Raw genomic sequence first — 21,921 nt, 5'->3', positions numbered from 1 at the left:
AAAAACCCTTTAAAACACAAAAAGTTACCGAATTAAATGCCTTTAAAAGCATACTCGCGCCCTGAAAATTTGTTATGACAAGAAAGATACCATAAAAAAAAGTTATTGGAACAATAACTTCATCTTATACTAGCAAGGGGAGGAAGTTGGCCTATGGGAACAGACTTTTTGACAGTTCCTGTTGAGGATTTAGGTCAGCTCTTGTGGCTTTTAAACTTCAAATCGCGCCCTGTTTGAGGAGACCTCACACCATACGGTGTTTATCAGGAAATAAGATTTCGCATCTAGTTAATTCCAGCTTTTCGTCTCATCAACGCACCTATACTTCAGATTTCAGCTCAAAATCATCCAATTAGAGAATGAGATGAGAATTGGGCTGGCGAGGGGAACGTCCTAGCATCACTGCTCCTTGGCATCTCTGCCATCGCAGTATACAACCCATCCATGGGTATAAAAAAAGGGCCAACCATCAGACGATGGGGCCCCTCTTTCTTTCAGCAAAGAGCTGGTTTACAGTAGAGCTCTGCGGGCAGAGCTCAAAACATGCTGCTACTCCTCCCCCTTCCAGGTATTACAGGAGAGCTGGGCATGAATTTCAGGGAACTTACCGGCATCAAATTCCGGTAGCTTACCCGCCTTCATCTGCCTTTCATAATCCCTAATCACCGTCACGGCCACACCCGAGAGCATAAAAATAGCAATGATGTTCACCAGGGCCATCAGGCCCATGGAAATATCGGTAAGACTCCACACTGCCTGGAAAGGGGAGATGGAACCGATCATGACAATGGCCAGAACAGAGAGGCGAAGGGCCTGAACGGCGCCCCTACTCCTGGTGAGAAAGAGAACATTGGACTCTGCATAACCGTAATTGGCAATGATAGAACTATAGCAGAAGAGGATAATGGTAAAGGTGAGAAAATAGATTGACCAATGGCCCATTTCATTGGTCAGGGCCAGTTGCACCAGGCCTATTCCCGTCTCACTGGTTTTTGTATCAATTACCCCGGAGAGCAGAACAATTGCCGCCGAAGCTGTACAGATGATGAAGGTATCGGCAAAGACACCAATCATCTGGACAAAACCCTGGGAGGCCGGATGAGGAGGATTTGGGGTGGCAGATCCAGCGACATTGGCAGCACTTCCCATACCCGCCTCATTGGAGAAGAGTCCCCGGGAAACACCCACTGTTAGCGCACCCAACATACCACCGCTGGCCGCTTGCAGGCCAAAGGCACTGTCAAAGATAAGGGCCAATACTGCGGGTATTTTTTCTATGTTAAGAACCACCACCACCAGGGCCAGAAGCAGATAGAGTCCGGCCATGAAGGGGACAATGACCTCAGCTGCCCGAGCAACCTTCTTCAGGCCACCCATGATGATATATCCGGTAATGACCACAACAGTAATACCCACAATAGTCCTGTCAAAACCGAAGGCATGATCAAGGGCATCGGTGATGGTATTTGCCTGGACAGAGTTAAAGGCAAGACCATAGGTGATGATGAGAAGAATAGAGAAAAGAATGCCCATCCAACGCCTGCCGAGCCCCTGTTCCATATAGTAGGCGGGACCACCACGATAAACGTCATCCTCCACCCCTCTTACCTTGTACAACTGGGCCAGGGTGGATTCGACAAAGGATGTTGCCATCCCAAAAATGGCCATGATCCACATCCAAAAGATGGCACCCGGACCACCAACGGTAATGGCAAGGGCAATACCCGCTATATTGCCCGTACCTATCCGGGCAGCCATAGATGTACAGAAAACCTGAAAAGAAGAAATACCCTCTACCCTTTCACGACCAAGACGTAGAACCTTTAGGCCATGGAAAAAGAGACGTAACTGGATAAAGCCAAGACGGAAGGTGAAATAGAGACCGGCTAGAATCAGAACATAGGTCAGCAAGTGACCCCATAGAAAATTATGTACAGTAGCAACTACAGCTTGGAAAGAATCAAACATAGGACCTCATCATTCAAACTTACTGTTGATTTTTTAGCCACCATTAGTTGCCAGCCACCTCACTGCGAAATAGAGGTGGCAACGCACTCTGGAGGGGGGAGATCGGTGCTACTAAAGGCTGTACAGGATCTGAGCGAGAAGCAAAGAGAGGATCGTAGGTCCATAGACCACGGGGAGAAGAAACAGATGAAACCGGCTGATCAAAAAAGAACCCTATAACAAAGGTCTATCACAGGTTCGCTGCCCAGTCAATGAGGGTACCGGCTAATCTTAACTGTGGTGGTGTGGTGGTGGGGGGGGCTGTCCACAAAGAGCTGGTTTACAGTAGAGCTCTGCGAGCAGAGCTCAGAACATGCTGCTACTCCTCCCTCTTCCAGGTATTGCAGGAGAGCTGGGCATGAATTTTAGGGAACTTATTGGCATCAAAATCTGGTTTTTTGCCCGCCTTCATCTGCCCCTCATAATCCTTAATCACGGCAAAGGCCACGCCGGAGAGCATAAGAATGGCGGCGATATTAACCAGGGCCATCAGACCCATGGAGACATCGGCAAAGTTCCACACGGTCTGCAGAGAAGCCACGGAACCGGTCATAACAATGGCTAACACGGCAAAGCGAAAGGTCACCATGACCCGCCTGCTCTTGGTGAGAAACATAATATTGGTTTCTGCATAGCTATAGTTGGCAATGATGGAGCTAAAGCAAAACATGATAATGGCAAAGGCGAGAAAGTATGTCGCCCAAGGGCCTATCTCATTGGTCAAGGCCAGTTGCAAGAGACCGATCCCCCTCTCACCGGCCGGGGCATCAAGTACACCGGAGAGCATGATAATTGCCGCTGAGGCAGTACAGATAACAAGGGTATCGACAAAGACACCTATCATCTGGACAAATCCTTGAGAGGCCGGATGATGGGGATTTGGGGTGGCAGAGGCGGCAACATTGGCAGCACTTCCCATACCCGCCTCATTGGAGAAGAGTCCCCGGGCAACACCGGCCATCAGGGCGCCCATCATACCACCGGTGGCCTCTCTTATGCCAAAGGCGCTATCGAAGATAAGGACCAGTACTGTTGGTATTTTTTCTATATTAAGGACAACCACGGTCAGGGCAATAAGCAGGTAGAGCACGGCCATAAAGGGGACAATAATCTCAGAGACCCGGGCAACCTTCCTCAGGCCACCCATGATGATATATCCGGTAAAGGCCACAATAATAATACCAACAATGGTCTTATTAAAGCCAAAGGCATTATTGAGGGCGTCGGTGATGGTATTTGCCTGCACTGAATTAAAGGCAAAACCAAAGGCAATGATAAGGAGGATAGAGAAGAGAATGCCCATCCAACGCATGCCAAGCCCCTGTTCCATATAGTAGGCAGGGCCACCACGATAGGTACCGTCCACACCTCTTATCTTGTACAGCTGGGCAAGGGTGGATTCGACAAAGGCTGTTGCCATACCCAACAGGGCAATGAGCCACATCCAGAAAATAGAACCTGCCCCCCCGACGGTAATAGCAACGGCAACACCTGCCATATTGCCCGTACCTACCCGGGCAGCCATGGAGGTACAGAAGACCTGAAAAGAGGAGATACCATTTACCTTTTCACGACCAGCACGAACAAGTTGAACCCCATGAAAAAAGAGACGTAACTGAATACAGCCAAGGCGGAGAGTGAAATATAAACCAGTCAGGACGAGGACATAGATCAGCAACTTACCCCATAACAAACCATTTGCGACACCAATTGCTGCATCCACTGCACCTCTTAAAGAACCAAGCATGAGACCTCCCCATTGATATTTACTGTTAAATTTCCGCCCACCTTAGTTACAAGACGCTTCTCTTTCAAGAGATAAAGCAGTCAAAGAGGGACGATCATTACGAAATCAGAAAAATATCTAGGGAAAAAGTAACTTATACGTATTTTTTTCCCTCTTTTTCAGAAAGTATGGAAACGGGAAAAAGGACGCTTAAGGAACAGAGGAGGGGGAGGTGGGGAAAAAGGCCAGTGGAATCCATCTAAGATGAATTCCACCGATAAATCAAAAACTCACTACTCCTGATCCCGCCAGAGCTGAAGAAGCTCTGCAGAACCCTTTTGGGCAAGGTCTGCCATGGCCAGAAACTGATCATGGGAGAAGGGACGACCTTCGGCGGTGGACTGAACCTCGATCCAGCGACCATCACCTGCCATGACAAAGTTGGCATCGGCATCGGCACTGGAATCTTCGACATAGTCCAGATCAAGCAGGGCCTGGCCATCCTTCATGCCCACGGAAATAGCCACAACGGGCATTATCTCGGGCATCTTCTCCAAGAGGCCCGTTGTATGCAGCTTGGTAAAGGCATCACGCAGGGCCAGGGCTCCTCCGGTGATGGAGGCGGTACGAGTGCCACCATCGGCATTAAGCACGTCACAGTCAACACGCAGGGTTCTCTCGCCGATGGTCTCAAGGTCCACCATCATGCGCAGACTGCGACCAATGAGTCGCTGAATCTCCATGGTCCGACCAGAACGGCCATTGGTCTCACGACGGTAGCGACTGTCCGTTGCACAGGGCAACATACCGTATTCTGCCGTAATCCATCCCTTACCACTGCCCCGCATAAAGGGAGGCACACTCTCCTCCACACTGACGCCACAGATAACATGGGTATTACCCATCCTGATCAGGACAGAGGCATCTGCGTGGAGCTGCACTCCACGCTCTATGGAAATAGGGCGAAGGCTCTCTGCTGTTCTATTATTTTGTCTCATTACCATATCTTCTGCGGGGAGAAAAATTCTCCCCGTAACCTCATTCTATGTAAATCATCATAACTTACGTTTATCAATAACCCGTTGGGCCTTGCCTTCGAAACGTTCTAAGGTTCTCTCCTCAACAAACTTCACCTCAAAGCCCACTCCAATTTCACTGGTCAAACGGCGTTTTATCTCGTTAATAAGGGCTCTCTGCTTTTTCATCTCATGGAAAAAGGTCGTCTCATTTACCTCCACAAGCACAGTTGCCCTATCAACATTATTTTCCCGCTCTACAATTATACGATAATGAGGTTCAGTGCCATCAATATCAAACAAAACCGATTCCACCTGGGTAGGAAAGACGTTTACCCCCTTGATAATGAGCATGTCGTCACTACGACCAAGAATACGCTCAATACGACGAGAGGTACGCCCACAGGGGCAGTCTCCCGGCAGGAAGCGGGTCAAGTCGCGGGTACGATAACGAATAAGGGGAAAGGCCTCCTTGGTCAGGGTAGTAATGACCATCTCACCAATTTCTCCAGGAGGCATGGGCTCCAGAGTCTGGGGATCAAGTATCTCAACCAGAAAATGATCCTCATTTACATGCAGACCATTACACTCCGTACATTCACCGGCCACCCCCGGACCCATAACTTCGGAGAGTCCGTAGTTGTCCGTTGCCTTGAGACCAAGACGATCACTGATCTCACGACGCATGGCCTCGGACCAGGGTTCAGCCCCAAAGAGACCAAACTTGAGGGAGAGCCCAGCAGGATTAATGCCCATATCCATCATCTCATCGGCCATTTTCAGGGCATAGGAGGGGGTACAGACCAGGGCGGTGGTTTTAAAATCCTGCATGATCTGAATCTGACGTTTGGTGTTGCCCGCAGAAATAGGAATCACCGAAGCACCGAGACGTTCTGCTCCATAGTGCAGACCAAAACCACCGGTAAAGAGTCCATAACCAAAGGCTATCTGGATTACATCATCCTCAGTCAGACCAGCACAGCAGAGAATGCGGGCAACCAGGTTTGACCAGGTATTAATATCATTTTTGGTATAGCCAACAACGGTTGCATTTCCCGTTGTCCCGGAGGAGGAGTGTAAACGTACAACTTCACGCAGAGGCACAGCAAAGAGACCATAGGGATAATTATCCCGCAGATCCTGCTTCATGGTAAATGGCAGGCTGCGCAGGTCATCAAGGCTGGTAAAAGAGTCATAGTTCACCTTGAGCTCGTTAAACTTCTGCCGATAAAAGGGCACGTGGGTTCCCACACGGTAAAGGACTGACTGTAATCTCTCTAATTGGAGCTGTTCCAGCTCCTCTCGGCCCATACATTCTTTATCTTTTTCCCAAAACATATCGTTGCTCTAATTTTTGTTTTAAAAACCTATAAAAATCAGGCCAAAAGCCTCATCTCGCCTCTACTCTCTCACGTCCCAAATAGGCTCGTTGTACATCGCTGTTTTGCAGTAAATCCTCGCTCGCCCCCTGCAGAATCACCTTGCCAGTTTCAAGGACATAACCCCGATCGGCAACCTCCAAGGCGGCCTTGGCGTTTTGTTCCACCAGGAGTACGGTATTACCCTCATCACGCAGCCGAACAATAATATTAAAAATTTCCCGGACAATAAGAGGCGCTAGCCCCGTTGAGGGTTCATCCAACATCAGGAGAGTGGGCCTCCCCATCAGGGCCCGAGCCATGGCCAGCATCTGTTGCTCTCCGCCGGAGAGGGTTCCCGCGTACTGACTACGCCGTTCTGCCAAGATGGGAAAGAGATCATACTGCTTCTCCATCATCGCCTGTACCACCTTCCGCCCCTCTTTCTGAATCAGATGACCACCAAGTATCAGATTCTCTTCCACGCTCATACTGGCAAAGACCTGTCGGCCCTCGGGCACCATGAGACAACCCAGAAAGGGAATCTTATCGGCAGCCATATCGCCGATGGGCCGCCCCAGAAAATCAATCTCACCGCCGGTGGCAGTGACGAGACCAGATATGGTTGAAAGAAGGGTGGTCTTTCCCGCCCCATTGGCCCCAACAATGGCAACAATTTCGCCCATGTTGACATGCATGGAGACACTTCTAAGTACCCGGAGATTACGGTAGCCCGCCTCAAGGTTTCTGATACGTAACATCCTAGCCTCCAAGATAAATTTTGATAACTTCAGCATTTTGCTGAATGGCCCGGGGAATGTCTTCAGCAATCTTCTGGCCAAAAGAGAGCACCAGTATTTCATCGGAAATGTCCATCACCAGGGACATATCGTGCTCCACCAAAAGGACAGTCACACCCATATCGCGGATGGCAGAGATCATCCTGGCAAGCTCTGCTGTCTCATAAATATTCAGACCGGCGGCAGGTTCATCGAGGAGAAGGATTTCCGGCTCCAGAGCCAGGGCCCGGGCCAGCTCCACCCCCCGCTGCTGACCAAAGGCCAGATTTTCCGCAGGAACCTGAGCATATTCACCCAGGCCAAGGCTCCCGAGCAGGGCAAGAGATTTATCCCGAATCCGCCCCTCCTCCCTTGTCGCCCAAGGCGACATCAGCAGAGAGGAGATAAAACCGGATCTGCTCTTGATATGACGCCCCACCATCACATTTTCCAGGGCAGTCATAGCGGAGAACATCTTAATATTCTGGAAGGTTCTGGCCATCCCAAGCTCTGCGATCTGGTAGGGCTTTTTCCCCAACAGAGATCTCCCCATAAAGGTCACAGAACCAGAACTCGGTTTCAGGGTTCCTGAGATGAGATTAAAGAGGGTACTCTTCCCTGCTCCATTGGGACCAATAACGGCCTTAATCTGCCCTCTCTTCACTGCAAAGGAGACATTTTTTAGCGCCTGAAGACCACCGAAGGCCTTAGAGAGTCCATCTATTTGCAAAAGAGGGTTCATGAGAGATCCTCTCCATATTTCGCCCGGAGTTGGGCAAGACCGGCACGAAGCTTAATGCTAAAAATTCCATCGGGAGCAAAGAGCATCACCAAGACCAGGACGGTGCCAAAAACGGCATCATCATAACTGCCAAAGATGCCACGAAGGGAGAGGTAGTTCAGCACCATGCTCATGGTCAGCACTCCCCAGAGATTTGCCATTCCTCCCACGGCAACAATGGCCACATAACGAACGGATTTCATCATCCCCGCCTCCGAAGGCCCGATGCCACCGTTATAGTGAGTCAGACAAACACCGGCAAAGGCGGCAAAAACGGCGGATAGAACAAAGGTAATCAACTTATAGTGGGCAACATTTATCCCCATGGAATCGGCCGCATCTTCGGCGCTGTGTATTGCCCGTAAGGCCCTACCTACCCGAGACCTGGTCAGATTTCTTAAAAGGACAAAGCCGAAGAAGAGGATTACGGCGGCAATATAATAATTTTCCACCCGCACATCCAAATCTCCAACAATGCTCAAGCCAGGCAGGATAGCAAAGGCAGGTACATCGGAAATGCCATCTGCCTCACCAAAAAATTCCGTGGCCAGGACCAGGCGGTAGACAATAATGCCAAAGCCCAGGGTCGCCATGGCAAGATAATGGCCCTTGAGCTTCAAGATGGGAATGCCAAGCAGGAGGGCCACCAGAGCGGCAACGGCAATAGCCATTAGGCAGGCAGGCCATGGCGCCAAGACGAGGAGGGCATCACCGAACATATCCTCGCCTGCATGTAAAAGGCCGAGAGATGAGAGGCCTTGCACCCAGCCTGTTTCAGCAGAGGAGACCATATTATGAGTGGTGAGACTGGCCGACAGATAGCCACCAATGGCAAAGAAACCGGCATGGCCCATGGATATCTGTCCAGCATGGCCCATAAGCAGGCAGAGGCCTATGGCCAGCAGGGAATAATATGCGGACATGGTCAACTGGGTCAGTAGGTAGAGAGAACCCGTACTGGCGGTAAGAAGATGAAGGCCAACAATGACTATCACAAACAAAAACAAGGAGATATTATTTTTCACTGGTTCCCTCCCTGCAGGGAGGGCCGCTGCCTCCGTATTCCAATTTTCTCATCACTAAAAATCCTTTAAACCGGCGGCCGTTGCTGAGCCAAAGAGACCATGGGGACGCACACAGAGAATAACAAGGAGCAGGCTAATGGCGATGGCATCCTGAAAGGCCAGGGGTAGAACAGAGACCGAAAATGCCTCCAACACCCCGAGCAATATTCCCGCCGCCACGGCACCAAAGAGATTGCCCAGACCACCAAGAATAGCCACGGTAAAACCCTTAATGGCAAGGGCGGCGCCCGAATCATACTGAGTATAGGTAATAGGTGACATAACCGCACCGGCCAGGGCACCAATACCGGCACTGAGCATAAAGGAGAAGGTGACCATATTACGGGCATTGATCCCGCAGAGTAGGGCAGCCTTTTTATTGACCGCACAGGCACGCATCTCCCGCCCCATGGGGGAAGTCTTGAAAAAAAGATGAAGCAGGACAACAAGAAGGAGACAGACACCTATGACCCATAAAATCTGTGGTGATACCCGTGCCCCCAAAATAACCACCGTGCTGATCTCATTACCATAAAAATAGGGCAGTGAATAAACACCCTCACCCCAAATATGGAGGGCGATTTCCCGCAGGAGAATAGAGAGGCCAACGGTGATCACAATCATGCGCAGTACACCGGGATTTTTTAACCAACGGATAAACAGTATCTCCACCAGACCGCCGACAGCCATGGTCAGCACCACTGCCAGGCCAATGGCCAAAGGCAGGGGCATAAACTGCAAGAGAGAGATGGAGAGCATCCCCCCCAGCATGACAAACTCCCCCTGAGCAAAATTTATAATCCCTGTGGTATTATAAATAATATTAAAGCCTATGGCGACAATGGCATACATGGAACCATAGGTAATACCGGCAAGTAAATACTGGACAAATAACTGGCTACTCATAGTGGCATTGATTAATTTATTATGATCTCTTAAAAGAGGAGGGAGCCGGGAACCCTTAGAACTGAGGATCCCGGCCTTGCCTGGCTAATACAGAGATTTAGAGAAGAGCTGTTCCTCAGACCTCAGTATAGGTACTCATCCGATCTTTATTGAAAAAATTCATGCCTTTTCAATATGCCACAACAGACTCCTACAGGGCGCAAATCTGCTCTCCTGTCAGCAGGGTAAAATTTCTCTCCTGCAGGGCAACAAGGGCCTTTTCCATATCTTCAAAACGAAAGATCAGGACAGCATTTTCCCCTGTTTTATTGACAAAGGCGTACATATATTCAACGTTTAAATCAACCTCATGGATAACCTTGAGGACATTTGCCAGTCCACCCGTCTTATCCTCAACCTCAACGGCAAGAACATTGGTCTTGCCCACGGTAAAGCCATTTGCCTTCAGAGCCTTCTGGGTCTTCTCCACATCATCTACGATAAGACGCAGGATGCCAAAATCTGCGGTATCTGCAACAGAGAGGGCCCTGATATTCACTCCCTCTATAGCAATAATTGAAGTTATTTCAGCAAGCCTTCCCGACTTATTTTCCAAAAAAACTGCCAGTTGTTCTACCTCCATGGACATCTCCCCATATCAAATTTTACGATTATCAATGACTCGCTTTGCCTTGCCTTCAGATCGCTGAATGGTCTTGGACTCCACGAGCTGCACCTTACAGGATACACCGAGGAGGTCTTTAATTTCTCTTTGAATGAACTGAGTCAGCTTTTCAAGCTTTCTTATTTCATCGGAGAAAATATCCTCGCTGACCTCTACCTGTACTGACATGGTATCAAGATTTCCAATGCGGTCAACCACGATTTGATAGTGAGGTTCAACACCATCAACACTCATAAGTACATGTTCTACTTGAGAAGGGAAGACATTGACCCCACGAATGATGAGCATATCATCGGTTCTGCCCAACACCTTCTCCATACGCACCAGGGTTCTGCCGCAGGCACATTTCTCATAGTAGAGACGGGAAATATCCCTGGTCCGATAACGAATAATCGGAAAGGCTTCCTTAGTAAGGGTGGTAAAAACCAACTCACCCTCGGAGCCAGGAGGAAGCACTTCGCCAGTTACCGGATCGATGATTTCGGGTAAAAAATGATCCTCGGAGATATGCATGCCACGCTCACTCTGTAAACACTCCATGGCAACTCCAGGTCCCATGACCTCCGAGAGTCCATAAATATCCACTGCCTTTATATTGAGCTTAGCCTCAACCTCTTCACGCATATTCTCGCTCCAAGGCTCAGCCCCGAAGACACCTATACGCAGAGGCATGGTTGCAGGATCAACCCCCATGGCGTCCATGGTCTCTGCAAGATTAAGGGCATAGGAAGGTGTTGCCAGAAGCACGGTTGCCCCAAAATCCTTCATAACGGTGATCTGGCGTTTGGTATTACCACCGGAAACAGGAATTACCGTTGCCCCAAGTCGCTCGATTCCATAATGAGCACCCAAACCACCGGTAAAGAGTCCATAACCGTAGGAATTGTGGATCATATCCTTTTTTGAGGCACCAGCACAGGTGAGGGCCCGGGCCATGACATTGGACCAGAGAACGATATCATCTTGAGTATAGCCCACAACCGTTGGTTTTCCGGTGGTACCCGATGAGGCATGAACGCGTACTACCTCATCCATGGGAACGGCAAAAAGACCAAAGGGATAGTTGTCGCGCAGATCGTCCTTTACGGTAAAGGGCAGTTTGGCAAGATCGGCAAGACTCTTTATATCAGAAGGAGTTACCCCAGCCGCCTCCATCTTCTCCCGGTAGGGGACAACTGTCTTATACATCCGCGCCACCAACTTCTTCAGTCGGCTCAGCTGGATTGACTCCAGACCTTCACGAGGAAGTGTTTCTATCTCTTCATCCCAATATTTTACTGACATCATATCTCCTTGAACAATATCCATCTATCCCTGAGGACCTTGAAAATACTTCTCTGCAAACCTCAGCCCTATATGGCTTCTTTTCAAGGTTCCTCAAGTCTAAAGCACCTACCTATTCACAGCTCCTTCGACCAGCCTGAAAGGCCTGCATATTAACATCCCTGAACTTAGGCGGAACACGCCGGGCAATAACCTCTGCAAAAACAGCCTCATCAACGGGCAAGAATTTTGACATTGCCCCCACCAGTACCACATTTGCAGTGCGTATCTCGCCCACCCCCTGGGCAAGCTCGAAGGCATCGACCTCTAGCACATTTATGCCACGATTACGTAGCTCATCCAAAATCCCTTCCGGATAGGTGGCAAGCCCCGTTGCCACGGAGGGAGGAAGTATTCTCTGGGTATTTACCACAACCTGAGAGCCCTTATGCAGATAGGGCAGATATCGCACCGCCTCCAGGGTTTCAAAGGCTACCTGAATATCAACACAGCCCGGTTCAATCAGGGGAGAGTAGACCTTCTTTCCATAGCGCAATTCAGCGACCACCGAACCTCCACGCTGAGCCATACCGTGAACTTCACTTTTTTTCGCATCATATCCCGCAGCAAGGAGGGACATGGCTGTAATCTCTGAGGCCAAAAGAATTCCCTGTCCACCAACCCCTGAAAAGAGAATATTACCTGTTGTTTCCATTGTTATTCCTCTCCTCTGGTAATAGCATCAAACTTACAGAGTGAGGCACACTGCCCACAGTCATTACACTGCACCTCTGCAATCCTAGCGATTCCTTTTTGCTTTGCAGGGTAACCACGCTCTTCCGCCTCACCTTCGGCAAATGGTTCCCAACTAATTGCCGGACAGCCAAGTCGAACACAGGCCATGCAACCAACACAGTTATCCAGATTTGTAAAATAGGAAACAGTCTTACGGCTCTTCATTTCCGGTATGAGGACACAGGGTGCCCGGGAAATAACCACCGAAGGTTCATCAAGAGCAACTGCCTCCTTCATCACCTCACGTGTTTTAATAATATCATGGGGGTCAACGGTATAAACATGCTTTACCCCGACGGCTCGACAGAGCGCCTCAAGATCCAGAGCGTTGGCCGCCTCACCCTTGATATTATAACCGGTGGCAGGATTCTGCTGCTGACCCGTCATTGCCGTAATGCGGTTATCAAGAATAATAAGGGTTGAGGCAGAGTTATTATATACCGTGTTAATAAGGCCAGTTATGCCTGAATGGATAAAGGTGGAATCACCGATCACCGAAACAACCTTATCATGGCTCCCCTCACCAAGGGCCTTGGCCATACCGTGAGCCATGGGTACCGATGCGCCCATACAAACACAGGCATCCATCGCCGAGAGCGGTGGTAAAAATCCCAGGGTGTAACAACCAATATCGCCCGAGACAAAGACATTCATCCGCGACAGGTTAAAGAAAATGCCACGGTGCGGACAGCCGGCACACATATTAGGCGGGCGCATGGGCAGATCGACAGCTTCAAAAAGCTCAAGATCCGTTAAACCGGTGATCGCCTTACGGACAATGGCCGTATTGAGCTCACCCTGATTAGGAATAAGATCCTTACCGTGACAGCTGATCCCCATGGCCTTGATCTGCGTTTCCAAAAATGGGTCAAGCTCTTCCACCACATAAAGTTCATCAACCGAAGCGGCAAACTCACGGATCTTCTTCTCCGGAAGAGGCCAGGTCATCCCCAATTTAAGCACAGAGTCCTGTGGAAAGGCCTCCTTAACATAGAGATAGGCAACACCCGCAGTAATAAATCCACGTTTAGTACTACCCTCTTCTATCCGGTTAAAATCAGCCGTCTCGGCAATGGTCTTACAACGGTCCATCCTCTCTTCAACAAAGACACGACGTTTTTTGGCCAGACCGGGAAGCATAACCATCTTGCTCGGCACCTTTTCAAGGCCACAGGCAACAGGCCCCTCTAGCCGAGTTCCCCTCTCGACCACACCCTTCACATGGGCGACCCTGGTAGTAATGCGAAACATAATGGGAGTATCAAGATCTTCACTCAACTCGTAGGCAAGCCTCATCATGGCCTTTGCCTCGGCAGGTTCGGAGGGTTCTATACAGGGTATCTTAGCATGAAGGGCAAAGTTTCTATTATCCTGCTCATTCTGCGAGGAATGCATCTCAGGATCATCGGCACTGACCACCACCAAGCCACCACGAACACCCGTGTAAGCAACGGTAAGCAGTGGATCTGCTGCCACATTCACCCCGACATGCTTCATGGTCGCCAGACTCCGAGCTCCGGCAAAGCAGGCACCAATGGCAACCTCAAGACCTACCTTTTCATTGGGCGCCCACTCGGTATAAACCGAGTCATAGGTGGACAAATTCTCCATAATTTCCGTTGAAGGTGTCCCGGGATAACCTGAGGCCACCTTCACGCCTGCCTCGTAGGCTCCAAGGGCGATAGCCTCATTACCTGACATCCAAAGCATGGATTCACTCTCTGTTTTTTTCTCTCTGCTAGTCACAATATCTCCTGATAAGCACATATTGTCTGAGGTGACCTGCTCCTTACCACCACAGCCCACATTAAATATAAAACAATTTCTATAATTTCAATCACAAGTAGCTGCAAAACATGTGCAAAAGACAGCTTTACAAGCTTAATAGTCATTATAATCAACGAACGTTCTCAAACTACCTCAAAGAGCCCCTCACTAGCAAGCCTTTTGTTAAGTTTATACAGCAAAAACAAGCCAAGACAAAACTTAACCAAGCAGCGGGCGAGCCCAGAGTAATTTTATTCGTCGTCTAAAAGCAAGGACAGAATCATGAGGCCTAACCATAGCAAAGAGAATCCTCTTTCTTTTGACAAGAGAAAAAAAGACGTATATTCTTTATTTTATAGAAGATGAAGACCACTGCCTCTCTGCTGCCACCCCACACCCTACAGGAGAATTTTATGTATATTGGCCACATCATGCATACGGACCTTGTCACCATCTCCCCCACAACAAATCTTGTCACAGCACGCAAAATTATGGACAGCAAATCCTTTGATCATCTCTTGGTGGTCAATAACAGGGGTGTTTTAGAGGGAATCCTCTCCGACAAAGACCTCAAGCAAAACTGGGCCTCCCCGGCAACCACCCTCAGCGTCTATGAGCTCACCTCCCTATTGGAACAGGTACAGGTAAAATCCATCATGGTCAAAACTGTACTGACCATCACCGTCTCAACCACGGTGGAAAGGGCTGCATACATCATGCAACAAAATAATATCAGCGCCCTGCCTGTCCTTGACAACAACAGACTGGCAGGAATTATCACCTCTACCGATGTAATGGGGGTGCTCCTCACTGCCATTGGCATGGACGAACAATCAGCAAGACTTTCGGTCTATGTTAAGGACAACATCGGTGCCTTTGCTGAAATTGTCCAAGCCCTGAAAGAAGAACAAATTAACCTTCAATCAATATTCAGTTGCCCGGCACACAAGTATCCAGGAATACAGCAGCTTATCTTTCGAATAGCCACCTGTGACGTTGCTCGAGCCACGAGGGCCTTAGAAGAGAGAAAATTCAAGATCGTCAATGAATACGTCGAGGATATCAGGCCCTTTATCCCGGAATAAAAAAAGGGGGACAAGATCAGCCTATGACCTTGTCCCCCTATCGTCTCTCCCTACCCCCCACAGCTATTGCTCGTGGGTCTCTCCATACTCCGGTTTGCCCTTCTCTTCTACCTTCTCTATTTCTCGGGCCTCGCCAAGTGCTGAAGCCACCAAACCTGCAGGTACAGAAACAAGCCCCAGGCCAATGATCAGGAGGACGAAGGTAAAAACCTTACCACCAGTTGTTATGGGAAAGACGTCCCCATAACCCACGGTGGTGAGGGTCACTACCGACCACCAAAGGCTCTGAAAAATGGAGCCGAACTTATCCGGCTGGGCAAGGTTTTCAAAATGATAAATCCCCACGGCCGCCAAATAAACAGTTATCAGGGCAACGGCAAGAAAAAAGGCAAGATCCACCCTCAAGAGCAGACAGGCACGATAGTACCTCTTAAAAACTTTATTATAGCGGGCTACCTTAAACAGTTGCAAGAGTCGAAGGAGACGCAATACCCGCATGTCAAACAGACCAAGGGTGAGGAAGTAGGGAAGAATAGCCAGGAGATCAACGATGCCAAAAAATGAGCAGACAAATCGAAATCGATTTTCAGCCGCAAAGAGGCGCAGGAGATACTCTACAGAAAAAAGACAGAGACAGGCCAGATCGACAAGGTATAAAATCTGCTTTGCCGTAGGCGACAGCTCGGGCAGGGTATGAACGGTGAAGCTGACAAGGGCAGTAATAATCAGGCAGTGTATGACCCAATAAATAATCTTACTCATCCGAGTCGTGGAGTTCTCTAAAATATCACGAAGCTGTATACGAATTTCTACAAATTTTTCCATACTGACCAAGCTCAAGGGGGATTGCCTTCCCAAATTCTCACAATGAACAGTACCTCATCCTACTCTCCATTATCTTCAGCCGTTTTCCAGAGTAAAGCCCTGGTACCTACCTCTCCAGCAGGGCTAACTTTACCGCAAGTCCCAGATAAACGGTACCGGCAATTTTATGGAGCCAAACCTGCACATTCTTAGAACGATGCAAATACTCACCAAGACTACCTGCCAGCAAGGCGATAAGACCAAAGATCACAACGGTGGAACACATAAAGAGAGCACCCAACAGCAATACTGCAAGGGAAACCGGGCCACGGGCAGGATCAGCAAACTGTGGCAAAAAGGCCAGAAAAAAAATAGAGACCTTAGGGTTGGTAATACTCATAAGAATACCACGACGGTAAAGCTTCCACCTGTCCTGTTCCAGTCCTTCCCCGGCCACAAGAGGAGAGCCTTTAGTACGAAAGGAGAGCCAGGCCAGATAGGCCAGATAGGCTGCGCCTAAAAATTTGAGGACAGTAAAGGCCAGGGCAGAAGTTTGAAAAATAACAGCAACCCCGAGGGCCACAGCACAGCTATGGAATATCACCCCCGTACAGAGGCCAAAGACAACCGCTATCCCCGATCTCCTCCCATGCAGGGCTGACTGGGTTAAGACAAAAATATTATCCGGGCCAGGAACGAGAGCAAGGACAACGGAGGCAAACAAAAAGGTAAGGGCCACATCAAGGGGAATCATCATAAAAACGTCCAAGCTAAAACGGTTAAAATATAAAAACAGGGGAGAGAAAACTAATCTCGCCCCCTATGCACCAGGGTGCCACCAAGATGACCGGCAAGTGCCACCGCAGCAACCATAAACGCCGCAAGGGCAAAGTAGAGATGTCGTTGCGAAGAGCCCACAGCCATCACCTCAGGATTAACAAAACGCCAGAGGACAAGAATAACCAAACTGGTAAGCACTGTTATGGATGCAGCTATCTTTATCTTAAAGAGAAGGGTCCGGGCCCCCCGATACCTTGATTGCCACTCCACATAACCTGTAAACATCACGGCAGGGAGAACTATAAGCACAGCAATCAGGTTAAAAAAAGCTGCATATTGAAGTTGGGTGCCGCCAAACAGATAGACTAGGGCAAGAAAAAGCAAAGAGACGGGCAAAAGACCATTGGGAAAATGAACCAACATAGGATGAAGATGGTGCTTCAGGATCTGTCTAATCCAAAAATTTTGCCCCACCCTGCCGCTAACTTTCTCTTGTCGGGATAATTTCTCTGCCGCGATCTCTACAAATTTTTCTTTTGCAACACCACACAGAGGACATTTTTCGGGAGGGACATCCCCAGTATGCACATAACCGCAAACGCTACATTTCCAACGTTTCATAATCATCCTCTTTTATTAAAAGTAAAGGTTAAACAAAGGCATTAATAAAAGGATACTATAAAAAATCATGTAAGGCCTACAGATAAGCAAAGAAAAACAGCGCCCCCATCCCTCCTAGGACAAACGAAGGGCAAGATGGGCAACCCTCTCCCCTAATTTTTCTGCGGTGGCAATACCAACATTATCCTCAGCGTAACCACCCGGATGATTTCCCCAGGCAATTCCGCCAAAATGTCCGCCATCACCGACAATGACCATATCATGAATCATCATCGCCGCATGCACAGCCTGAATGGTGAGCTCTTGGCCACCATTACGAGAACCGCCAACGGCAATGGCTGCACCCACCTTATCTCGAAAGAGAAAGCCATTACGACGATGGGCAACGGTACGATCAATAAAGGCCTTCATCTGTGCCGTCATAGAGCCCATATAAACAGGCGTTGCCAAAATAATCCCGGCAATATCAGGAGCGGCAAGTTTTTCTAAGAGTGGTTGAAAATCATCCTGCAAACTACACTGCAATCCCTTTTTACATAAATTACAGGAAATACAGCCAGAAAATTCCATCCCGGCAAGATCAATAAGTTCTGTTTCTATCTGCTCTTGCTGATCGGCAGCCACAGAACGTACGCTCTGCAAACAACGCTCAAGCAAAAATTTCGAAGATTTATCATGACGAGGACTACCCGCAACACCTACAATTTTCATACCTTCTCCTACAAATTTTTCTTTTACTCATCTATTGCAAGTGTAATTGCATTATTTGATTTAAGCGTCTCAAGGACAAAAGATGTCTTCACATTTTGAATACCAGGGATATCAGATAGTTGGGTGTTAACAAATGTGGTATAGGTCTGCATATCCTTTACAGCAACCTTCAGCATAAAATCGACATCACCCGTCAGCTGATAACACTCTAAAACATAATCAAGAGCCTTCAGTTTCTCTTTAACCGCTGTAAGTGAGGAAACCTGGTGAAGATTGACAGAGACAATAATAATTGCAAGAAGCCCGTATCCCACCTTATCCCGATCTACCTGAGCAGTAAAACCAGTAATAATACCGGACAACTCTAGTCTCTTTACCCGTTCAAGCATGGCGGGAGGGGAGATACCAATTTCTGCAGCCAACTTAGAATTTCGGATACGACCGTTTCCCTGAAGAATATTCAGTATTTTTCTATCTGTCTTATCAAGATGCATATTTTACCCCTTTTAATTTAACTATAAACAATCAAGACCTCTATATACTGAATTTTAAAAGATTCAACAAATTGTTTACCGTCTAGGGAAAAAATAAAAACTCTAGAGCAAAATATTACTCTGTCACGCAATTAGACAGTTCGCCACTACTATCCGCACTTAAGATGATGTCCCAAAAAGTTGCTTTTTTTCAATGGGCATAGGTTTTCGCCGCATTGCCAGAGTAAAGCTCAAGATATTTGCTATTGAGCCAATACTCATAGGCATAATGAAAATGTAGCTTTATTTGCGGATCAGCCACCAGCTTGTCAACTCGGGAGATCACCCTCTTCCCCCAATCCGTTTTACTACATATCACATAGACAGAATTCGCCTCTACAGTCCCACGATTTTCCTCAATATCAAAGGTTAAAAATTGACCGCTTAAGCCAAGCCTCTTGGTCAAATAGATAAGCTCACTGGGCTGACAGACAATCGCATCAATGCGATTTAAGGCCAGCATTTCAAAGAAATTGCGACTAATGCCATCACCCTCATAATTAAAAATATTCTTTTTGGTACCATACTGATTAAAAATTTTATCAAGAGGACCACCGTAGGAGCGACCATGACTGCGACCAAGGACAATATCTCCCCTCTGCAAAAGCTTCTTTAAACTAATCACCTGCAGACCCGAGAAAAGCGCTGCCTTATCCCTGCTAACCACCAAAACAGCAGGTAAGGTACGAAGGATGGGCTGAGAGTAATAGGCTATCTTCTGTCGGTCTGCCGTCTTATACCCTATTGAGCAGACCTCCGCCCCATCCTTCCAAAGCTCATAGTGTCTGGATATATTCGCGCTATTTTTATCAACATCGTAGGAGGATAACTTTTCTGTTATCTGTCCCTGAATAAGGTCCAGATAGCCCTGACCACGATAGGCGCCCCTGCAAATACACATGGGCGGAGCATCCGCTGCCAGCCAGGTAAGCGACTGTCTGGCCTGAATCTCTGGAATGATTAACAAGCAGGCAAATACACAGGCTGAAAAAAAAACCTCTTATTTTTTTATCCAATATCACCCTCTAGGTACCATTTTCACTCATTGCGACAAGAGGCCAGGGCCGCAGAGACAACCGAGGCCATATTACCAACACTGTAGGGTTTTCCCACTACCCCACTGATTTCCAATCCCTGAAGATCCTCCATATCGTCTATGCCCCCATGGCCAGTGGTAATAATAGTTTTCTGCTCAGGACTATTGGCAAAGACCCTGGCGCAGATTTCCCTGCCATCTATTCCCGGGCCCATATCGAGCAACAACAGGTCCACCCTATGCCTGTCAAGACAGGACAAAGCCTGCTCAGAGGAAGTCGCACAGTGCACAGAGTAGTTAAGAAATGAAAGCATCTTCATCGCCAACTCACACTGCCCTATCTCATCATCCACCACCAAAATCACCTCACCATTTCCACAAGATGGTTCAGCATCGGTGCCCATAATCAGAGAAGTATCCCCTGTCCCTGCCACTACTAATGGGAAAAAGACCTCTATTTTGCCACCTAAATCGGCCCGGCTGATACGAATACCCGCATCATGATCAGCAACAACACTCCAGACAAGGGCCATACCTAGCCCCGTACCATTTTTTCCCTGCACCCTCTTGCTATAGAAGGGCTCAAAAATATGCCTGCGAGACTCATCCAAAATACCATCATCCTGCACCTGCAGACAAACATAGGTCCCCTCCGCCATAGACATATTTTGACAGAAAAATGGTTGGGTACACTCCTCGATAGAGGTCTTTATCTGCACAGCACCAGTACCTTCAATTGCTTCGGTGGCATTCACCAGTAAATTCATCACAATTTTAAGAATATGCTCCTCTGAGCAAGATATCCAGAGTGGCTCACGGGCAAGTTGCAAACTATAATGGACGTGAGAATTTCCATCGCGTAGTCGCAGACATTCAGCAGAAGAGAAATACTCCCCCAAGATAATATTTATATCCCTGTTTTGTCGAAACAAACCACCTCCGCCCCGAACCACGGTGAGAAGATCAGAGACAAGATTTGCTGCCTGCAAGCCTGCTGTTTTGATCGCAGCCACCACACTACGCTCTTTTGCATCGCTTGCCAGTTCAATTAAGAGTAGATCAGAATAGCCCACCACTCCCGAGAGTATATTCTTAAGCTCATGGGCAGCACCTCCCGTCATCAGACCCAACTCTTCCATACGACGTCCATGCTCGATCCGCCTTCGCAGGGCTACTCTTTCACTTATGTCTATACCTAAGACCCGCATGCCCACGGCAACACCTTCTCGATAACAAGGAGAACAACGCACCAACAGGGGAAAGACTCTGCCATCACAATCCTTGGCCTGCAACTTACGCAGGCCAATATCCTGACCACGAAGAGCTAACCGAAAACGCTCCTCAAGCTGCTCTCTTTGCTCCTCTATAAAGAGGCCAAAGTACAAGGCTTTATCACGACCAGCAAGACCGAACCTGCTCTCGGCAATATAATTACAGTAGATAATATGGCCTGCCAAATCCGTTTCCAAAACCATTTCCGGCAAAGAATTAACCAACTCCTCAAAACGGCGTTCGCTCTCATCGAGCTTCTCCATCTTAAAGAACAGCCGCTTTTGCAGAAAACGTCTGGTCACAACCAAATCATGTGCAAAGACAAAGATGGTTGCCAGGATAAGGGAAAAAAGAAAAATAAGAAAACCTGGTCCTAAAATACGAATATATTTTTCGGCCACCAGAGTGCCAATAGGTACTCCCTGATGAAGAATTTCTGTCCTCATCTCTTTAACAAGAAGGAGATGAGAGGCAAAAAGTATCTCTGCCCAGTGACTCAGTGGCTGACCCGTTGCCGACGCGAACACGATACCATCGGGTCCCACAACGGAAATAGATCGATAGGAGTCAAGACGACTGATCAAAGCAAGATAGCCACCTACACCACCACGATCAACGGCCCAAACCTCATTGGCAATAACGGAGGCATGAGCATTTATTTCGGCCACATTTTTCTGAACGCTATCATAATAAAAAGACAAGAAGGCGATGAGAAAAACAGCAACGGCACCTATACTACCCGTAAAAAAACGGGCTCTCACACTCACAATCGCAGTCATTTTTCCCTCTTCAATAAAACTGAAATAAATATTAGCAAAGAAGAACATAGTATATTTCTCTGTCTTTATAATACACGGGGCAAATAATCTTTCACCAATAAACTCTTTTTTTTGTTAGTTACTCCTCCCCTGTACAGGTAATATACAATAAGTTAGGAACTCACCATCCAAAAC

At 48.1% G+C, this 21,921-nt stretch carries 20 protein-coding genes; 1 reads left to right on the top strand and 19 read right to left on the bottom strand.

Translation table 11 applies throughout. The features are described 5' to 3' along the window. Positions 1–549: 549 nt before the first annotated feature. The 12 genes from DP_RS06445 to iorA form a co-directional block, all read right to left on the bottom strand. Positions 550–1,968: an alanine/glycine:cation symporter family protein gene (locus DP_RS06445; RefSeq protein ID WP_011188516.1), complete on the bottom strand. Its 1,419-nt coding sequence runs from the start codon at positions 1,966–1,968 to the stop codon at positions 550–552. A 358-nt stretch (positions 1,969–2,326) separates the two neighbouring features. After that, positions 2,327–3,754 (bottom strand): alanine/glycine:cation symporter family protein, encoded by a 1,428-nt coding sequence (locus DP_RS06440; RefSeq protein ID WP_011188515.1) that lies wholly within the window; start codon positions 3,752–3,754, stop codon positions 2,327–2,329. A gap of 272 nt (positions 3,755–4,026) precedes the next feature. Then, complete coding sequence (rph, locus tag DP_RS06435) at positions 4,027–4,731, bottom strand: ribonuclease PH (protein WP_041277711.1); 705 nt, start codon at positions 4,729–4,731, stop codon at positions 4,027–4,029. Positions 4,732–4,788: 57 nt separating this feature from the next. Then, complete coding sequence (locus DP_RS06430) at positions 4,789–6,087, bottom strand: phenylacetate--CoA ligase family protein (RefSeq protein WP_011188513.1); 1,299 nt, start codon at positions 6,085–6,087, stop codon at positions 4,789–4,791. A gap of 52 nt (positions 6,088–6,139) precedes the next feature. Further along, positions 6,140–6,868 (bottom strand): ABC transporter ATP-binding protein, encoded by a 729-nt coding sequence (locus DP_RS06425; RefSeq protein WP_011188512.1) that lies wholly within the window; start codon positions 6,866–6,868, stop codon positions 6,140–6,142. A 1-nt stretch (position 6,869) separates the two neighbouring features. Beyond that, a complete protein-coding gene (locus tag DP_RS06420; RefSeq protein WP_011188511.1) occupies positions 6,870–7,628 on the bottom strand; it encodes an ABC transporter ATP-binding protein in 759 nt (252 codons plus the stop codon). Further along, on the bottom strand, positions 7,625–8,692 hold the full coding sequence (locus DP_RS06415) for a branched-chain amino acid ABC transporter permease (RefSeq protein WP_011188510.1): 1,068 nt from the start codon (positions 8,690–8,692) through the stop codon (positions 7,625–7,627). Before DP_RS06415 ends, DP_RS06420 begins: the two co-directional genes overlap by 4 nt. 54 nt (positions 8,693–8,746) lie before the next feature. After that, on the bottom strand, positions 8,747–9,637 hold the full coding sequence (locus DP_RS06410) for a branched-chain amino acid ABC transporter permease (protein WP_011188509.1): 891 nt from the start codon (positions 9,635–9,637) through the stop codon (positions 8,747–8,749). A gap of 190 nt (positions 9,638–9,827) precedes the next feature. Beyond that, complete coding sequence (locus DP_RS06405; RefSeq protein ID WP_041277710.1) at positions 9,828–10,259, bottom strand: ACT domain-containing protein; 432 nt, start codon at positions 10,257–10,259, stop codon at positions 9,828–9,830. Between the two features lie 15 nt (positions 10,260–10,274). Beyond that, positions 10,275–11,609, bottom strand: coding sequence for a phenylacetate--CoA ligase family protein (locus DP_RS06400; protein WP_011188507.1), 1,335 nt, complete (start codon positions 11,607–11,609; stop codon positions 10,275–10,277). Positions 11,610–11,697: 88 nt separating this feature from the next. Then, positions 11,698–12,279 carry an indolepyruvate oxidoreductase subunit beta gene (locus DP_RS06395; RefSeq protein ID WP_011188506.1) on the bottom strand — a complete coding sequence of 194 codons (582 nt, stop codon included), beginning with the start codon at positions 12,277–12,279 and terminating at the stop codon, positions 11,698–11,700. 2 nt (positions 12,280–12,281) lie between these two features. Beyond that, a complete protein-coding gene (gene iorA / locus DP_RS06390; protein WP_041278434.1) occupies positions 12,282–14,069 on the bottom strand; it encodes an indolepyruvate ferredoxin oxidoreductase subunit alpha in 1,788 nt (595 codons plus the stop codon). Positions 14,070–14,539: 470 nt separating this feature from the next. Between iorA and DP_RS06385 the strand changes: the two genes are divergently transcribed. Beyond that, positions 14,540–15,211, top strand: coding sequence for a CBS domain-containing protein (locus DP_RS06385; RefSeq protein WP_041278432.1), 672 nt, complete (start codon positions 14,540–14,542; stop codon positions 15,209–15,211). Between the two features lie 63 nt (positions 15,212–15,274). Here DP_RS06385 and DP_RS06380 read toward each other — a convergent pair whose 3' ends face one another. From DP_RS06380 to DP_RS06350, 7 genes are all read right to left on the bottom strand, one after another. Then, a complete protein-coding gene (locus DP_RS06380) occupies positions 15,275–16,036 on the bottom strand; it encodes an ion transporter (protein WP_156792219.1) in 762 nt (253 codons plus the stop codon). Positions 16,037–16,142: 106 nt separating this feature from the next. Beyond that, complete coding sequence (locus DP_RS06375) at positions 16,143–16,769, bottom strand: LysE family translocator (protein ID WP_041278430.1); 627 nt, start codon at positions 16,767–16,769, stop codon at positions 16,143–16,145. Positions 16,770–16,822: 53 nt separating this feature from the next. Continuing rightward, positions 16,823–17,416, bottom strand: coding sequence for a rubredoxin-like domain-containing protein (locus DP_RS18950; protein WP_041277708.1), 594 nt, complete (start codon positions 17,414–17,416; stop codon positions 16,823–16,825). 114 nt (positions 17,417–17,530) lie between these two features. Then, positions 17,531–18,127: a flavodoxin family protein gene (locus DP_RS06365; RefSeq protein ID WP_011188500.1), complete on the bottom strand. Its 597-nt coding sequence runs from the start codon at positions 18,125–18,127 to the stop codon at positions 17,531–17,533. Positions 18,128–18,150: 23 nt separating this feature from the next. After that, on the bottom strand, positions 18,151–18,621 hold the full coding sequence (locus DP_RS06360) for an Lrp/AsnC family transcriptional regulator (RefSeq protein ID WP_011188499.1): 471 nt from the start codon (positions 18,619–18,621) through the stop codon (positions 18,151–18,153). A gap of 190 nt (positions 18,622–18,811) precedes the next feature. Then, on the bottom strand, positions 18,812–19,627 hold the full coding sequence (locus DP_RS06355) for a TIGR02285 family protein (protein WP_011188498.1): 816 nt from the start codon (positions 19,625–19,627) through the stop codon (positions 18,812–18,814). A gap of 71 nt (positions 19,628–19,698) precedes the next feature. Next, positions 19,699–21,747 (bottom strand): PAS domain-containing sensor histidine kinase, encoded by a 2,049-nt coding sequence (locus tag DP_RS06350; RefSeq protein ID WP_162096631.1) that lies wholly within the window; start codon positions 21,745–21,747, stop codon positions 19,699–19,701. Positions 21,748–21,921 lie beyond the last annotated feature (174 nt).

Origin of the sequence: Desulfotalea psychrophila LSv54, from assembly GCF_000025945.1 — a bacterium.
In the GTDB taxonomy this organism is placed as follows: domain Bacteria; phylum Desulfobacterota; class Desulfobulbia; order Desulfobulbales; family Desulfocapsaceae; genus Desulfotalea; species Desulfotalea psychrophila.
The sequence above is the reverse complement of the archived record's forward strand: the minus strand, read 5'-3'. Positions and strand labels throughout refer to the sequence as shown.

Bases quoted from the DNA above. Each gene is read 5' to 3' on its own strand.
- DP_RS06375 (WP_041278430.1), bottom strand. From the start codon at position 16,769: ATGATTCCCCTTGATGTGGCCCTTACCTTTTTGTTTGCCTCCGTTGTC.
- DP_RS06430 (WP_011188513.1), bottom strand. From the start codon at position 6,087: ATGTTTTGGGAAAAAGATAAAGAATGTATGGGCCGAGAGGAGCTGGAA.
- DP_RS06440 (WP_011188515.1), bottom strand. From the start codon at position 3,754: ATGCTTGGTTCTTTAAGAGGTGCAGTGGATGCAGCAATTGGTGTCGCA.
- DP_RS06395 (WP_011188506.1), bottom strand. From the start codon at position 12,279: ATGGAAACAACAGGTAATATTCTCTTTTCAGGGGTTGGTGGACAGGGA.
- DP_RS06365 (WP_011188500.1), bottom strand. From the start codon at position 18,127: ATGAAAATTGTAGGTGTTGCGGGTAGTCCTCGTCATGATAAATCTTCG.
- DP_RS06380 (WP_156792219.1), bottom strand. From the start codon at position 16,036: ATGGAAAAATTTGTAGAAATTCGTATACAGCTTCGTGATATTTTAGAG.
- DP_RS06400 (WP_011188507.1), bottom strand. From the start codon at position 11,609: ATGGATATTGTTCAAGGAGATATGATGTCAGTAAAATATTGGGATGAA.
- DP_RS18950 (WP_041277708.1), bottom strand. From the start codon at position 17,416: ATGAAACGTTGGAAATGTAGCGTTTGCGGTTATGTGCATACTGGGGAT.
- rph (WP_041277711.1), bottom strand. From the start codon at position 4,731: ATGAGACAAAATAATAGAACAGCAGAGAGCCTTCGCCCTATTTCCATA.
- DP_RS06410 (WP_011188509.1), bottom strand. From the start codon at position 9,637: ATGAGTAGCCAGTTATTTGTCCAGTATTTACTTGCCGGTATTACCTAT.
- DP_RS06405 (WP_041277710.1), bottom strand. From the start codon at position 10,259: ATGGAGGTAGAACAACTGGCAGTTTTTTTGGAAAATAAGTCGGGAAGG.
- DP_RS06425 (WP_011188512.1), bottom strand. From the start codon at position 6,868: ATGTTACGTATCAGAAACCTTGAGGCGGGCTACCGTAATCTCCGGGTA.
- DP_RS06385 (WP_041278432.1), top strand. From the start codon at position 14,540: ATGTATATTGGCCACATCATGCATACGGACCTTGTCACCATCTCCCCC.
- DP_RS06350 (WP_162096631.1), bottom strand. From the start codon at position 21,747: ATGACTGCGATTGTGAGTGTGAGAGCCCGTTTTTTTACGGGTAGTATA.
- DP_RS06420 (WP_011188511.1), bottom strand. From the start codon at position 7,628: ATGAACCCTCTTTTGCAAATAGATGGACTCTCTAAGGCCTTCGGTGGT.
- DP_RS06360 (WP_011188499.1), bottom strand. From the start codon at position 18,621: ATGCATCTTGATAAGACAGATAGAAAAATACTGAATATTCTTCAGGGA.
- DP_RS06445 (WP_011188516.1), bottom strand. From the start codon at position 1,968: ATGTTTGATTCTTTCCAAGCTGTAGTTGCTACTGTACATAATTTTCTA.
- iorA (WP_041278434.1), bottom strand. From the start codon at position 14,069: ATGCTTTGGATGTCAGGTAATGAGGCTATCGCCCTTGGAGCCTACGAG.